The organism is Pseudomonas sp. B6001, assembly GCF_013386015.1.
Classification (GTDB): domain Bacteria; phylum Pseudomonadota; class Gammaproteobacteria; order Pseudomonadales; family Pseudomonadaceae; genus Aquipseudomonas.
In genome coordinates this window covers 1-14,754 of sequence record NZ_JACAOX010000030.1, presented here as the reverse complement: position 1 = coordinate 14,754, position 14,754 = coordinate 1, and the positions used below count along the sequence as shown (strand labels likewise).

Here is a 14,754-nt window from a genome sequence, read left to right as displayed (position 1 = left end):
TGTTACTCCGTCAAGAACAAAAATATGGAGAACACCATGTCCACTCAACCCATCAAAATCGACGACCTGCCCATCGGTCGCTTCCACCTTAAAATCGCCGGCCTGACCTTCGGCGCCCACTTCACCGACGGCTACATCCTCGGCCTGATCGGCATTGCCTTCACCTTGCTCAGCCCACAGATGCAACTGGACGCCTTCTGGCAAGGCCTGATCGGCGCCTCGGCCCTGATCGGCCTGTTTATGGGCAGCCTGTTCTTTGGCTGGATCTCCGACACCCTCGGCCGGCAGAAAATCTTCCTGGTCAGCTTCGTCCTGATCACCGTTGCCTCGGTGATGCAGTTCTACGCCGAAACCGCCATGGGCCTGTTCCTCTGCCGGGTGTTGATCGGTATCGGCCTGGGCGGCGACTTCAGCGTCGGCCACGCGATGCTCGCCGAGTTCTCGCCCAGGAAACATCGCGGGGTACTGCTGGGCTCCTTCAGCGTGGTGTGGACGGTTGGTTACGTGGCCGCGACTTTCGTCGGCACCGCCATGCTCAGCCTCGGCGATGATGCCTGGCGCTGGATGCTCGCATCGTCGGCAATTCCTGCCGGGCTGATCCTGATCGCGCGCATCGGCACGCCCGAATCGCCGCGCTGGCTGATCAACCAGGGCCGGATTGCCGAGGCCCGAGCCATCGTCAAGAAACACCTCGGCGAACACGTGGCCCTCGATGAAGAACCGTCGACGCAAACCCGTTCCGGCTACGGCGTGCTGTTCAGCCGTGAATACCGCAAGCGCACCGCGTTCAACTGCCTGTTCTTCGTGTGCATCGTGATGCCGTACTTCGCCATCTACACCTTCCTGCCGTCGATCCTGCAGAAGATGGGCCTGGCCGAAGGTTTTGGCACCGAGCTGATGCTCAACCTGCTGCTGATCATCGGCGCCTTGATCGGCATCTGGTGCACCGTGAAATTCTCCCGGCGGGGCTTTCTGATCAACTCGTTCATCATCCTGGCGGCGGCGCTGTTCCTGCTGGCGGTATTGCCGGGCAGCATGGCGTGGTTGATGGTGCTGACGTTCGGCGTATTCACCCTGGTGCTGTCGGCGGTGAGCAACCTGGTGGGCGTATTCCCGGCGGAGAGCTTCCCGACCGAAGTGCGGGCCAGCGGCATCGGCCTTGCCACAGCCGTCAGCCGCCTGGGTTCGGCGGTGAGTACCTTCCTGTTGCCGGTGAGCGTAGCGGGGATCGGCCTGAGCCCGACCATGGGCATCCTCGCCGCTATCCTGGTGCTGGGCGCGATCATCTCCTGGGCCTGGGCGCCGGAAACCAAGGCGTTGACCTTGAGCCAGGCGTGCAAGGCCGAGCCTGCGGTGTCAGGGATTGCTCACCCGGTTCAACCACTGCGTAAACAACCGAACCTTGGATAAACCCTGCTTGTCACTTGCCACATCCAGCCAATAGCCATACGGGCCGATCACCTCCACCGGGGTGATCGGCAGCAGGCTGCCATTCGCCAGTTCACGCTCGATCATCTGCCGGTCGATCACCGCCAGCCCACCGCCGGCCAGGGCGGTGTGGATCACCTGGTCCAGGGTGCTGAATTCCAGGCCCTGGCCTGCATCGATATCTTCCCGGCCCATGGCCGCCAGCCAGTTCTCCCAGACCTTCAAGCGCTTGCCGTCGTGCAGGATGTGCAGCAGCGGAAAGCGCCGCAGGTCGGGCGGCTGACCGTCGCTGAACAGTTCCGGGCTGGCGACGGCGATGTGGCGTTCCATCACCAACAGTTCACTGCTGCACTGCGTGGCCGCTTCCAGGCCGAAGCGGACCTGGCAGTCGATTTCCGCCAGGCTCGCGTGAGTGTTCTGGTGGGTGACGCTGAGGTTGATGTCCGGGTAACGCTCGCAAAACCTGCGCAGGTGGGCGGACAGCCAGCGGGTGGCCCAGGTGGGTGGCGCGACGATGCGCAGGCGCTGGCGCAGGTTGGGCACGCGCACGGCGTGCAGGGCGCGCTCGATATGGTCGAAGGCGTCGCTCAGGTGCGGGGAGAGGGCGAAGCCGGCTTCGGTCAGGGACAGGCCCTGGGGCGTGCGGATGAAGAGGGCGACGCCGAGGTAGTCTTCCAGTTGTTTGATCTGGCGGCTGACGGCGCCCTGGGTGACGTTGAGGCCCACGGCGGCCTGGCTGAAGCTGCGGTGGCGGGCGACTTCTTCGAAGACACGGAGCATGTTGAGGGAGGGCAGTTGGCGCATGAAATGGATTCCACACCTGTTGTTTTTATGGTGTTTTTGGCGGCCTCTTCGCGAGCAAGCCCGCTCCCACATTTGATCGGCGCCGCGGTCAAAATGTGGGAGCGGGCTTGCTCGCGAAGGCGTCAGTGAAGACGCCGCCTATTTTAGAAGTAGTAGCCAATGTTCATATACAACTGATTCTCCCACTGGTTACTCCCCCCAGCTCCCAAGCTCTCGGTATAGCTGCTCCCACCAATATACGGATCGTTCTTGCCGATCAACCACTCCGTGGCCACCCACAGTTTACTCACCGAAAACGACGTGCCCAGGATCACCCGCTGCGAGGTCTTGAACTGATCCTCGGACTTGTCAAACGCACTGTAGTTGGCATACAGCTTAACGCCGCTGACCTGGTCAAACAGGTACTTGCCACCCACGTCGTAGCTCAAATCCGCCACATACAGATTGCCGCGGCTGGCCACGTTGAACGTGCCGTCATACCCGCCCAGGGTCACCACGCTGTCGGTGCCCGGGTTGCGCGGCGACATCTGCTGCCGTGCCGCCTGCAATTGCACGCCCCACGGGCCGTTCTTGCCCAGGTAGTGGATCGCCACCGCGTTGCGCCGGCCATCGTCGTTGGTGTCCTTGTTCTCCAGGGTGGAGGTCAGGCCGGACAGCCCGACTTCCGATTTCCACCCGCCCAGGTCCATGGCCTTGGCTACCCGCACCACCACGGTGTTGCGTTCCTGGTTGTTGCTGCCGTCGCCCACGTAGCTGTCGGCCTCGGAGATCACGCTGGAGTAGGTCACGCCCTTGCTCGTGCCTTTGCCTTGCCACGCCGGGCGCAGGTAGTAACCGGCCTGGATGTTCCAGTCGCCGCTTTGCTGGATGTACTTGGCGCCCACCTGCTGCACATCTTCCAGGCCGATCACGTTGCCCAGGGTTTCGTAGAAGGTGCTGCCGAAGTACGGCTGCAAGCCAAACGGCACTGTGTTCAGGCCCACTTGCACCTGCTGGTCGGGGTTGAACTTGTAGCCCACCCAGGCGAACTTCGCGAACTGGATATCGCCGTAGTTCTTGGTGTACTGGTACGGGTAGGAGCGCCCGTAGAAACGGTACTGCGCCTCGCCGATCCAGGTGTCGGAGTTGTACTTGGCGCTGAGGTACGCGGTGTCGAGGCCGAACTTCTGGATGTCGCGATCCGGGTCGTAGTCCCAACGGGCGCGCACGGCGCCGCCGAGGTCGAGGTTGTCGGTGACTTGAATGGCCATGGCCGGTGCCGCAAGGGCGCCAAGCACAGGGACCAGAGCGATGTAACGGAAGGTTGGTCGCATGGTTTTGCTCTCGTTATTGGTTATTTTTTGGCAACAGCAGCCCCTTGCCGCAACGAACGCTGCGACGCGGGGTAAAGGGTTGACTCAGTGCGCTTGCGGGCGAATCAGCCGCAGCGGCGGGCCGGCGGCGGGCAGTTCCGAGGCGCCGGGGGCGGCGGCCAGCAAGGTCTGGGTGTAAGTGTTCTGAGGTCGCAGCAACACTTGCTCGGCAGTGCCGTATTCCACGACTTCGCCCTGGCGCATCACCGCGATGTAGTCGCTGATCTGCGCCGCCACCCGCAGGTCGTGGGTGATGAACAGGATGCTCAGGTTCAGCCGCTGCTGCAGTTCGGCCAGCAGTTCCAGCACCTGTTTCTGCACCGAGACATCCAGGGCCGACACGCTCTCATCGGCGATCAACACTTCCGGGCGCATCGCCAGGGCGCGGGCAATGCCGATGCGCTGGCGCTGGCCGCCGGAGAACTGCCGGGGCTTGCGCTTGAGGGCGTCGCGCTTGAGGCCCACCTGTTCCAGCAAATCACCGGCTTCAGCCCACGCATCCTTGGCCGACAACCCGCGCAATTGCGCGGCGCGGGCGATGATGTCGCCCACCCGGTGCCGAGGATTGAGCGAGCCATACGGGTCCTGGAAAATCATCTGGATGCGCCGACGATTCGCCGCCAGCGCCGAGCCGCGCAGGGCCAGGAAGTCGGTGTCACCGACCCATACGTGGCCGCTGTCGCTGTCCACCAGGCGGATCGCGGCTTTCACCAACGTGCTTTTGCCCGAACCGGACTCGCCGACAATCGCCAGGGTCTTGCCCCGTGGCAGTTGCAGCGAGACATTGCGCAAGGCCGCCACCGAGCTGCCGCCGACGGTGTAGGTCTTGGTCAGGTGCTCGATGCGCAATGCCAGCTCGCCGTCGGCACTCGGCTTGTGCAGCTCCGGGTGCAGCGCCGGCACGGCCGCAATCAGCTTGCGGGTGTAGGCGTGGGCCGGGGCATTCAGCACCTGGTCGCGCTCGCCGATTTCCACCAGCCGGCCGCCTTCCATCACCGCGATACGGTCGGCAATCTGCGCCACCACGCCGAAGTCATGGGTGATAAACAGAATGCCGTGTTGCCCGCGGCCGCGCAGCTCGCGCACCAGCTTCAGCACTTGCGCCTGGGTGGTCACGTCCAGCGCCGTGGTGGGTTCGTCGGCGATCAGCAGGTCCGGGTTCATCGCCAGCGCCATGGCAATCACCACCCGCTGGCATTGCCCGCCAGACAGTTGATGGGGAAAGCTGTTGGCGATGCGTGGCGGGTCCGGCAGTTGCGTCGACTCCAGCAGCGCCAGCATGCGCTCGCGGCGTTCAGCGCCAGGCATCTGCGGTGCGTGAATATCGAAGATCTCTTCCACTTGCTTGCCAATGCGAATCGCCGGGTTCAGCGCCGCCATGGGCTCCTGGAAAATCATCGCGATACGGTTGCCCCGCAGCTGGCGCAAACGCTCCTCGTCGAGGGTGCAAATGTCATCGCCGAGGAAGTCGATCACGCCTTCGGTATGCCGCAAACCCTTGGCATAGTCGCCCATGATCGCCGCCGACAGCACGGACTTGCCGGAGCCGGACTCGCCGATCACGCAGAGGATTTCGCCCTTGCGCACTTCCAGGCTGATGCCTTGCACCGCGTGGCTGCGGTCGGCGCCGGCGGGCAATTCGATGGACAGGTTCTGCACCCGCAGTACTTGCGTGTGGTTCATGCTCAACTCCTTGCGCCTTTCTGGGCGTGTTCATCCAGGCCGTCCGCCAACAGGCTCAGGCCCAGCATCAGGGTGGAGATGGCGATGCACGGGAAGATCACCAGGTGCGGGAAGGCGATGGCCATGGCGCGGCCGTCATTGATCATGCCGCCCCAGTCCGGTGTGGGCGGCGGCAGCCCGAGGCCCAGGAAGCCGAGGGCGCCGATCATGATCGCGGTGTAGCCGATGCGCAGGCAGAAATCGACAATCAGCGGCCCGCCGCAGTTGGGCAGGATTTCCACCAGCATGATCCGCAGCGAGCCTTCGCCCTGGGTGATGGCGCTGAGCACGTAGTCTCGCGAGCGAATATCGATGGTCAGGGCGCGCATGATCCGGAAGATCGCCGGCGCGCTGGTGAAGGTCACCGCAATCAGGATATTCAGCGCCGAAGCACCGAGGGCGATGATGATCACGATGTACAGCACCAGCACCGGGAACGACAGCACCGTGTCGGCCACATACGACAGCACGCCGTCGACCCAGCCGTTGAAGTAGCCGGCGCACAGGCCCATGGCGATGCCCACGGCAAACGCGGTGAGCGTGGCGAGGATCGACCAGAACAGCACGGTACGGGTGCCCCAGATCAGCCGCGAGAGAATGTCGCGGCCAATCATATCGGTGCCCAGCAGGAAGCTCTGGCCGTTGTCGCCGACGGTCATTGGCGTCAGTAAGGGCGTGAAGCTTTCCAGCGGATCATGGGGCGCGATCCACGGTGCGAACAGCGCGATCACCACCCAGCCGCCCACCAGCAGCAGGCCGAGCAATGCCAAGGGATGTTTGAACGAGTGCAGCAGGTTCATTGGGCACCTCCGCCGAGGCTGCGCAGGGTGATGCGCGGGTTGAGCCAGGTGTAGGCCAGGTCCGAGAAAATCTTGGTGATGCCCACCACCACGGCACTGACCATCGCGCAGGCTTCGATCAGGTACACGTCATGGTTCAGCGAGGCGGTGTACAGCAGCGAGCCGAAGCCCTTGTAGGCGAAGAACACCTCCACCACGATCACGTTCGACAGCAGCCACGGGATGTACAGCATGATCACCGTGACCGGCGCGATCAGCACATTGCGCAGGGCATGCTGCAGCACAATGCGTGAGGTCGATGCGCCCTTGAGTCGCGCCGTGCGGATGTACGGCGCCTGCATCACTTCCACCATCGAGGCCCGGGTGATGCGCGCCAGGTAACCGATGCCGAACAGGCACAGCACCATCAGTGGCAGCACCAATTGCACGACGCTGAAGCCTTCGCTCATGCTGCTCACACCGGGCAGCCAGTTAAGCCAGAACACAAAGATCGCGGAGACGAAAACCGCGCTGGCGAAGTCGGGAATCGAGGTGGTGACGATCGACAGGAACGACACCAGGCGGTCCAGCGCCGAGCCCTGGCGAATCCCGGCCAGAACGCCGAGGGTCAACGCCACCGGCACCATCACCAGCAAGGCCAGGCCGGCCAGGGTCAGGGTTTGCGCAAGGTTCGGCAGCAGCAGCTTGATCACTGATTCGCGAAAGTACACCGAGGTGCCCCAGTCGCCGCTGACAAAGTCCTTGAGCCACACCAGGTAGCGCCACACAAAGGGTTGGTTATAGCCATGTTCCACCAGCCACGCGGCGCGCTGGTCGGCGGCGGAGTAGGGGCCGAGGACGTTGATCGCCACGTCTTCGATATTCAGTTCCAGGGCCAGGAACACGATCAATGACACCGACAGCAGGGTCGCCACCAGCGCCAATAACTTGCGCATCAGAAAATGAGCCATGGGTGCATGCTCCGACTGTTCAAGGGATGCCTGCCCGTGTGCGGGCAGGGAGGAGGGCGTGCGCTAGATCAAGCGCTCATCCACACACTGTCCATCGGGTAGAAGTCGGAAGGGTGCACCTGGAAGCCCTGGACCTTTTTGCTCACGGCGGTGAACTTGTCGCCCCAGAACGGCTGCACGATCACGCAGGCGTCCTGCAGGATGCGTTCGACATCTTCCATCGCCACGGCGCGCTGTTTCGGGTCGATGATGCCCATGGCCTTGTCCAGCGCGGCATCGAACGCCGGGTCGCTGTAATGGCTTTCGTTCCAGGCACCACCGCCACGGTAGGCCAGTTCCAGGGACATTACGCCCAGCGGGCGGTGGGCCCAGTAGGTCAGGCTGAAGGCGGCCTTGTCCCAGATCGGCCAGTACTGCGCGGCGGGGATCACCTTGAGGTTGATGCGGATCCCGGCTTCCAGGCAGTTCTGTTGCAGGATCTGCGCGCAGTCCTGTTCATAGCGGCCCTGGGTGTTGCCGACGATCAGGTCAATGTCGATGCCGTTGGGGAAGCCGGCTTCGGCCAGCAGCTTCTTGGCCGCCGCCACGTCGCGGTTGCGCTTGGGCAGCGGGAAATATTCGGGGTGGGAAGGCGCCACATGATGGTCTTCGCCGAGGGTGCCCATGCCGCGATAGGCGATCTTCAGCATCTGCGCATTATCGGCGCACAGCACCACCGCCTTGCGGATGCGCAGGTCGGTGAACGGCTTCTGGTCGCAGGCCATGCGCATCACCACGGTTTGCGCCGACTTGCAGGTCAGCAACTGGGCCCCGGGCAAGCGCTTGGCCAGGTCCAGTTCAGCCACCGTCACTCGGTACAGCACGTCGACTTGCCCGGCTTGCAGGGCGGCGAGGTGGGTGGACACGTCGGTGCCCATGTCGATGTAGCGCAACTCGTCAAGGTTGGCTGGTTTGCCCCAGTAATCGGCGCGCTTGGCGAAGGTCGCCTGCTTGTTCACGGCGAATGAAACCAGCTTGAACGGCCCGGTGCCCAGCGGGTTTTTCGCCCAGTCGTCACCGGCCTTGAAGCTGCGGTGCACGATGGCGCAGGTGAAGGCGTTGAGCATCTCCGGGATCGCCAGGATCGGCCGCTTGAGCACCAGGCGGAACTGGAACTCGCTGACTTTTTCGAAGGCCTTGATGTCCTGGAACGCGGTGCGGTTCACCGACTTGGAATCGGCGGCGATCCAGCGTTCGATATTGTGCTGCACGTCGTCGACGTTGAAGGTGTCGCCGTTGCTCCACTTCACGTTCTGGCGCAGGTTGAAGGTCCACGTGGCGAGGTCTTCCGACGGGCTCCAGCTCTCGGCGAGGTAAGGGTGGGTGATGTTGTCGGCGTCGACCCAGGTCAGGTATTCCACCGAGTTGCGCAGCAGGTTCGAGGCTTCGATCCAGGTGATCAGCATCGGGTCCTGGATTTCCTGGATCGCGCAGGCAAACCGCAGGCTGCCGCCCTGGCGTGGCTCGGCGGCCTGGGCGTGATTGCCCAGCAGTGCGGAACCGAGAAAGGTGCTGGCACTGGCGACGGTGATGCCCAGCAGCGCGGCCGTGCGCAGGAATTGGCGACGGTTGATTTCGCCGCTTTGCACTTGGGCACACAGATCATTTACGGCTGGATGCGGCGCGGCGCCGTCCAGGGTAGTCAACTCTTTCATAAGCCTCTCCGGTACTTGCGAATATGCGTTTTTTTGTTGAACCGCAAGGGTCAATGGCAAGCGCCGCGAAGGCGCGACCGTGACCGCTGTGAAGCCGGCAGAAGAACAAGGCGCAACGAAGTCGGGAGGGTGGCAATGGGACAGGACATAGGGCAGCTCTCATGTTGTTTTTATTAGAGATGCCCGCAGTTTTGTCATTTGCGCAAAGATCGACAAACGACAAATTCTGCGTTGGAACGTTCTATAAACGCATGTTACATGTCGCTCCCCACCGACCGATCGTTCCCACGCTCTGCGTGGGAATGCCGCCCCGGACGTTCCGCGTCCCCTCTGCGAAACGGTGACGCAGAGCGTCACGGGATGCATTCCCACGCAGAGCGTGGGAACGATCAGTACCTCAACAAGCGCGGGTCGAACGGGTAGTCGGAGAGCAACTCGATGCCGTGTTCGTGGATGTAGATCTGCTCTTCGAGCTTGACCCCTTCGCCGCCGTCGTCGTGGCCGATGTAGCTTTCCACGCAGATGGTCATGCCGGCTTCGAACACGCCGTCGTAGCCCAGGGCATCAATATCTTCGCGATGCACCACGTAGGGGTATTCACCGGTCATGCCAACCCCGTGCACCAGGGCGAAGTAACGGTTGTTTTTGTAATGCTCGGGAATCTTCCAGGCCAGTTCCGCGTACTCCTTGAAACTGCGCCCGGCCTTGAGCATTTCCATGTTGGTCTGCACTTGCTCGTAGGCCAGTTTGTACAGCTCCTGCTGCTTGGCGGTGGCGGCTTGTTCACCGCACAGGAAGGTCCGCGAGAAGTCGGCGTAGTAGCCGAAACGCCCGACCACGTCAGTGTCCAGCGCTACCAGGTCGCCGGCTTCGATGGGCCGGGTGCTGCACTCCTGGAACCACGGGTTGGTGCGTGGGCCGGAGGACAGCAGGCGGGTCTCGACGTAATCACCGTCGGTGGCGATCACGTGCTGGTGCAGGTGCGACCACAGCTCGTTCTCGCTGATGCCGGGGGTGAGTTTGCTTTCCATCAGGCGCACCCCGGCTTCAGTGGCACGCAGGCTGGCGCGGATCATCTTGAGTTCGTTCGGCACCTTGATGCAGCGCGCACGTTCCAGCGGTTCCTGGGCATCAAATATCTGATAGCCGAGCTTTTGCAGTTCGAAGGCCGCAGCGGAGGTGGCGCTTTCAATGGCGATGCGTTTGCCGCCGCCGCATTTGCGCACCAGCTCATCGATTTCCGCGGCCCAGCCGGCGGTGACATTGCCCAGGAAACTTTCGCAGAAGTAATAGGAGATGGCTTTGGCCGGGCGCACTTCATCGACGGTGTTGAGGGTTTCGGCCAGGTGCAGGCAGCCGCCGAACTCGAACACCACCACCGGGCCTTCTGCCGGGATAAACGCATAGCGGGCCGGGTTGCGCGCCGAGTACACCTGCATGTTGCGTGAGCCGGTGGCGTAGCGCATGTGGGTAGGGTCGAACAGTACGCAGGCGGCGTAGTCGCGTTTTTTCAGCTCGTTGCGTACCCGTTGCAGACGGTCCAACTGGATCTGCTGGATCTCGTCATGGGTAGGTTCGCAGTCAGCGGGGTTGCGGTTGGGGCCGGACAGACTCATGGGGTGTTCCTCGCAGGGCAAATACGGTTTCAAGGTTTCTTAGGTGTGAATCAGTCGAGCAACTGGTCGCTGCGGACCAGGTTGCGTTCGGCTTGCAGATGGGCTTCGGACAGGCGTCCGTAAAGCTGCTTGGTGCGCTGGGCACGGCCAATGATTCCGGGCTTTTCGGAGTAGGCGAAGATCGCCGTGTTGCGCTCGGTGGCGCCTTCCACGCGGGTCACCCGGTGCACCGAAAAACGCCCTTTGAATATCTGCAAATCGCCGGGATTCAGCTCCAGTTCCTGCACCCGCGAACGGTCCTCGCCACGCACCACCTTGCCGACGGCGCCGAGGTTCTCCTGGGTGCGCGAGCGAATCATCGGCGCGTACTCGAACAGGCCGCCGGCCTCGGGCTTCTGGGTCATCATGCTGACGATGAATTCGTTGGTATCGAAGTGCCAGGGCTGCTCGGTGCCGTCCGGCATCACGTTGATCACCAGCCCGGCGAACGGGTCGGCGTACTCGAAGATTTCCGGCTCATTCAGGCAGGCACCGATAAAGCGTTTCATCATCGGCGACACGTACAGCCGGTGGATGATCGCGTCCGGGGCGATCATGTCGCGGGTCACAAAGCCGCTGGTGCGCTCCATGAACGTGCGGCGCGGGTCATCGTGGGGCAGGGAGGTGTCGTCCTCGGTGAAGTAGGCGTTGACCTTGCGCACCGAATAAAACGTCTTGCCCGACAGCGCCAAACCTTCCAGGCGCGCCTGCTCAAGCGCTGCGGGGCGCAGGAAGTTCTTCAGCAGGCAGCAGCCGTCTTTGGCCAGTTCGGCCCGGGCGTGTTCGATCAGGGCCTGTAATTGAACATGGCCCGAATCATGTATGGGATACAGCTCGGTATTAATAATGTCGCTGATATCGCCCACTTCAGCGTCAGCAAGTTGAAGGCTCATGCAAGACTCCCGGAACTATCAGTTGGTGTTTTTTGGCTGACCCGATAGTTGCTGAACGAGGTGCAAAGTGGAAATTACAAGTTGTGATCGAATCCATCGGCGAGGGCGATAGTTATGTCGGGCGAACTGGATGGCACCCTGCTTAAAGTGTTTGTGGCAATTATCGAGTGCCAGGGGTTTTCGGCGGCCGCCGAGCGCCTGCACAAGACCCAATCCACCGTCAGCCAGAGCCTGCAACGCCTGGAAGACATCGTCGGCACGCCACTGATCCGCCGTACCAGCCGCTCGGTGGGCCTGACCCCCGGTGGCGAAACCTTTTTGATCTACGCCCGGCAGATCCTCAAGCTGCACAGCGAGGCCGTCAGCGCCGCGCAATTGCCCAATCAACAGGTGTGTATCCACCTCGGCATGCCCGAGGACTACGCCGAGTACTGCCTGGGCGGGATGCTCAAGGACTTCCAAGCGCAGTTCTCCCAGGTACGGCCCGATGTGTGCTGCGAGATGTCGACGGCCCTGGTGGGGCGCCTGCAACGGGGCGAGCTGGACCTGGTGCTGGGGGTGGAACACGCAGGTTTGCACAGCGGGGAATACCTGTGCGACGAGCCGTTGGTGTGGGTCGCGGCGCCCAGCTGGAGTTGCGTGGGGCGTCAGTCGGTGCCGTTGGCGGTGTACGCCGAAGGCTGCGCGTTCCGTGCGAACGCCGTGCAGGCGCTGGCCCAGTCCGGGCGCTCGTGGCAGGTGGTTTACACCAGCCAAAGCCCGCGCGGCATTGCGATTGCGATCGAGCAGGGCTTGTCGGTGGGCGTGATGGCGCGGCGCCTGGTGCCACCCGACTGGCAGATTCTGGACGAGCGCCAGGGCTTCCCGCCGATTGCGCCGGCACGCCTGATGTTCTGGCGTTCAGCCGGTTGCCAGGTGCCGGAAGTGGATGCCCTGGTGGAGATTCTGCGTCGGCAACTGGGCCACTCAGGGCATCTGGGCGGCCAGCGCTTCGCGGGTGTGTCGCTGGGCCATGCGCTTGAGCAATAACAGACTGGCCAACACCCAGGCCGCGATCCAGCCGTGCACCACCGCAAATTCGCCAGTGACTTGCATTAGCCAGCCGCACAAGGCATTGCCGGTGGCACTCGCCAGGCCGTAGCTGACCATGCTCAGGCTCACCACTTGCAGGCTGTGCACCGGGCTGAGCCGGGCACCGACGTAGGCGGCCATCAAGCCCCAACACGGGAAATAGAACAGCGCGAACAGCCCGGCCGCCAGCCAGCTCAGTACCAGGCTCGGGTGCCCGAGCAAGCCGAGCATGCTCAGACCAAACGCGCCGATACTCAGGGCCATCACCCGCAACGCCCCCCAACGATCTGCCAGCGTGCCCAGCAGCAAGCCGCCGATCACACCGCCGATCCCGATCAGCGTCCACATCGAGCCGGTGACGGAGGCGCTGGCCTGTAGCTGCTCGCTGACGAACGCCGACAGGAAATTCAGAAACGGCCCGCTGATGGCGCCGATAAACGCGCTGAGCAAGACGATCTGCATTGCCACCGGTTGTGCCACGCACAACTTCAGCCATTGGCGCAGCACTTGGTTCAGCGCCGGCGCCATGGTCTCGCGTGGTGTCGGTTGCTTGATCGGGGCCAGTGCCCACAGGGTCAACAGCGTGACAACCAGCGTCAACCCGGCGCAGATCAGCCAGAACTGGCGCAACGACAACCCCTGCAACAGCGCGATCAACAGCCCGTTCAAGCACAGCGCAAAGGCTGAGCCCGAGGACGCCAGCCCGAGCACCCGGCTGCGATGTGTAGTCGGGATCACCTCTTGAGCGAGGGCCGAAATCGCGTTCCAGTTCGACACCGCGCACGCCGACACCAGTGCCAGGCACAGGGCAAACGGCAGCACCCACGGCGTGGCGACGGCCAGGGCCAGCAGGGCGGGGCTGAGGACGATGGTCAGGCGCACCATATTGCGCGGGCTGATCCACGCCGCCGCCAGGCCGCTGGCAATCGAGGCGCCCATGTAGAACAGCTGCAACAGCGCGGCAATCAACGCGGCCTGGCTGTAACTGAGCTCAAAGGCCAGGCGGATCTGCGGCAACAGCGCCGAATACAGGAACACACTGAAACCGTGGGTGGTGGCGTTGCAGGCGGTAAACACCAGTGCCAGCAAGCCAATACTTCGCCGGGATGAAACGGGGGCGTTGGACATGGCGATGACTCGATAAGTTAATCGCGAAAGAGAGGGGCGAAGTTACAGGAAGTACATCGGCAGACTAGCGTTTATAGCCTGGCGACGACCAATGCTTAATTGTCTTAGTGTGCATGCGTTATACGCAGGCTATTTATTCGTGAGCGACGGTCTGTAGCGATAAACGACACTTTCAGCGTTTGCGACGATTAATTGTTTGTCAGGCTGGAGTGCTACCGCTGACCCAATACAAAAAGGTATGTTGTGCAGGTTATTTCCCCTGTGCTCCCGAGTGTCGTCCATGAAACGCAAAATGCCCGGTCTCAACGCCCTCAAAGCTTTCGAAGTCGCCGGCAGTACCGGCAGTTTTACCCGGGCCGCCGAGCTGTTGAACGTCACGCAGAGTGCGGTCAGCCGCCAGGTGCGCCAGCTTGAAGAACAGTTGGGCGAGGCCCTGCTGGAGCGTCGTCACCATCACCTGGAATTGACCAGTGCCGGGCGGGTGTTGCTGCGGGCGTTGCACCAGTCGTTCGACAAGATCGAGCTGACGGTGCGCAGTATCCAGCAGAAGTCCCATGCCAATCGGCTGCACATCAATGCGCCGCCGACGTTTACCAATCGTTGGTTGATGCCGCGGTTGGGGCGCTTGCGCGAGCAGCATCCGGAGTTGGAGCTGAGCATTACCACGCGGTTGCAGGACAGCCTGGCGGAGACCAGTACGCTGGATTGTGCGATTCGGTTTGGCGATGGGGAATGGGATGGGTTGGACAGCTCGTTGTTGATTCAGGAGCGGCATATCGCGGTGTGTGCGCCGTCGTTGTATGCCCGGGAGTGGAGTGACGGGATTGATCTGAATCGCATGACGTTGCTGCATGTGCTGGCGCGGGAGGATCAGCGGTATCTGACGTGGAAGCATTGGCTGGATGCGGCGCGGATCAGTGGGGTTGATATCGAGGGGGGGTATGAGTTTGACCTGCTGGATTTGGCGATTCGGGCGGCGATCGATGGGTTGGGGATTACCATTGCGGATTGGCATATGGTCGCTTCGGAGTTGGCCAGTGGGCAGTTGACGCAGGTGCTGAATGTGCATGTGGAGGGGCATCAGTCGTATTGGCTGGTGACCCGGCCGGAGCAGACGGATACGCCGCAGTTGCAGGTGTTTGCGCAGTGGCTGCAGGAGGAGATTTGGTTGGCTCAGCGGCAGTTGGAGCCTTCTTTGGCGGCTGGGTGAGGAGTGGGGTTTGTGTACATATCCATTGCTGCGGTAACGGCCACTTA

The 14,754-nt window shown here is 62.5% G+C and carries 12 protein-coding genes; 3 read left to right on the top strand and 9 right to left on the bottom strand.

All coding sequences use genetic code 11. The annotated features are described in order from the left end of the window. The first annotated feature begins 36 nt into the window (after positions 1-36). Positions 37-1,410 carry an MFS transporter gene (locus tag HX821_RS26655; protein WP_177036877.1) on the top strand — a complete coding sequence of 458 codons (1,374 nt, stop codon included), beginning with the start codon at positions 37-39 and terminating at the stop codon, positions 1,408-1,410. Here HX821_RS26655 and HX821_RS26650 read toward each other — a convergent pair. From HX821_RS26650 to HX821_RS26615, 8 genes are all read right to left on the bottom strand, one after another. Then, positions 1,357-2,232, bottom strand: a complete 876-nt coding sequence (locus HX821_RS26650) for a LysR substrate-binding domain-containing protein (RefSeq protein WP_008432889.1) — start codon at positions 2,230-2,232, stop codon at positions 1,357-1,359. The two genes, HX821_RS26655 and HX821_RS26650, sit on opposite strands and share 54 nt — an antisense overlap. A gap of 143 nt (positions 2,233-2,375) precedes the next feature. Beyond that, on the bottom strand, positions 2,376-3,545 hold the full coding sequence (locus HX821_RS26645; protein WP_003218578.1) for a hypothetical protein: 1,170 nt from the start codon (positions 3,543-3,545) through the stop codon (positions 2,376-2,378). An 84-nt stretch (positions 3,546-3,629) separates the two neighbouring features. Further along, positions 3,630-5,267, bottom strand: coding sequence for an ABC transporter ATP-binding protein (locus tag HX821_RS26640; RefSeq protein ID WP_177036875.1), 1,638 nt, complete (start codon positions 5,265-5,267; stop codon positions 3,630-3,632). 2 nt (positions 5,268-5,269) lie between these two features. Continuing rightward, positions 5,270-6,106: an ABC transporter permease gene (locus tag HX821_RS26635; protein ID WP_177036874.1), complete on the bottom strand. Its 837-nt coding sequence runs from the start codon at positions 6,104-6,106 to the stop codon at positions 5,270-5,272. Then, positions 6,103-7,056, bottom strand: coding sequence for an ABC transporter permease (locus tag HX821_RS26630; RefSeq protein WP_087693498.1), 954 nt, complete (start codon positions 7,054-7,056; stop codon positions 6,103-6,105). Before HX821_RS26630 ends, HX821_RS26635 begins: the two co-directional genes overlap by 4 nt. A gap of 68 nt (positions 7,057-7,124) precedes the next feature. Then, positions 7,125-8,750, bottom strand: coding sequence for an ABC transporter substrate-binding protein (locus HX821_RS26625; RefSeq protein WP_177023318.1), 1,626 nt, complete (start codon positions 8,748-8,750; stop codon positions 7,125-7,127). 389 nt (positions 8,751-9,139) lie between these two features. Further along, positions 9,140-10,366 carry a Xaa-Pro peptidase family protein gene (locus HX821_RS26620; RefSeq protein ID WP_177036872.1) on the bottom strand — a complete coding sequence of 409 codons (1,227 nt, stop codon included), beginning with the start codon at positions 10,364-10,366 and terminating at the stop codon, positions 9,140-9,142. A 50-nt stretch (positions 10,367-10,416) separates the two neighbouring features. Further along, positions 10,417-11,298 (bottom strand): hypothetical protein, encoded by an 882-nt coding sequence (locus HX821_RS26615; protein ID WP_177036871.1) that lies wholly within the window; start codon positions 11,296-11,298, stop codon positions 10,417-10,419. Positions 11,299-11,412: 114 nt separating this feature from the next. On the opposite strand from HX821_RS26615, the gene HX821_RS26610 reads away from it, so the two are divergent. After that, on the top strand, positions 11,413-12,327 hold the full coding sequence (locus tag HX821_RS26610; protein ID WP_134326764.1) for a LysR family transcriptional regulator: 915 nt from the start codon (positions 11,413-11,415) through the stop codon (positions 12,325-12,327). Here HX821_RS26610 and HX821_RS26605 read toward each other — a convergent pair. Next, positions 12,265-13,497: an MFS transporter gene (locus tag HX821_RS26605; RefSeq protein WP_177036869.1), complete on the bottom strand. Its 1,233-nt coding sequence runs from the start codon at positions 13,495-13,497 to the stop codon at positions 12,265-12,267. The two genes, HX821_RS26610 and HX821_RS26605, sit on opposite strands and share 63 nt — an antisense overlap. Before the next feature lie 280 nt (positions 13,498-13,777). On the opposite strand from HX821_RS26605, the gene HX821_RS26600 reads away from it, so the two are divergent. Beyond that, positions 13,778-14,707 carry a LysR substrate-binding domain-containing protein gene (locus HX821_RS26600; protein ID WP_003218560.1) on the top strand — a complete coding sequence of 310 codons (930 nt, stop codon included), beginning with the start codon at positions 13,778-13,780 and terminating at the stop codon, positions 14,705-14,707. Positions 14,708-14,754 lie beyond the last annotated feature (47 nt).